Here is a 425-nt window from a genome sequence, read left to right as displayed (position 1 = left end):
TTGGAAGACGCAGACCTTCATCGCCGGGCTGCGCTGCCATGGGCTCACCGCCCCTTTCGTCGTCGACACGCCAATGAACCGCCGCATCTTCGAGACCTACGTCGAAACGCAGCTCGCTCCGACGCTGGCAAAGGGCGATGTCGTCATCCTCGACAATCTCGCTGCCCACAAGAGCCCCACCGCTGAAGCAGCGATCCGGGCCAGAGGCGCATGGCTGCTCTTCCTGCCGCCCTATAGCCCCGATCTCAACCCGATCGAAATGGCCTTCGCCAAGCTCAAGGCGCATCTGCGCGCAAGGGCCATCAGAACCATCGACGCCCTGTGGCAGGCCATCGGCGATATCTGCAATCTCTTCTCTCCAACAGAATGCAGAAACTACTTCACTGCCGCAGGCTATGGACTCACATGAAAGTCCGCCGCTCTAG

The 425-nt window shown here is 60.7% G+C and carries 1 protein-coding gene; it reads left to right on the top strand.

The genetic code is table 11. The features are described from left to right. The coding region (locus EOA29_RS40270; protein WP_127222600.1) for an IS630 family transposase at positions 1-409 on the top strand (409 nt) is incomplete at its 5' end. Positions 410-425 lie beyond the last annotated feature (16 nt).

This window comes from Mesorhizobium sp. M1E.F.Ca.ET.063.01.1.1 (assembly GCF_003998155.1).
Lineage (GTDB): Bacteria > Pseudomonadota > Alphaproteobacteria > Rhizobiales > Rhizobiaceae > Mesorhizobium.
Note: the sequence above shows the minus strand (reverse complement) of the source record. Positions and strands in the feature narration are given on the sequence as shown.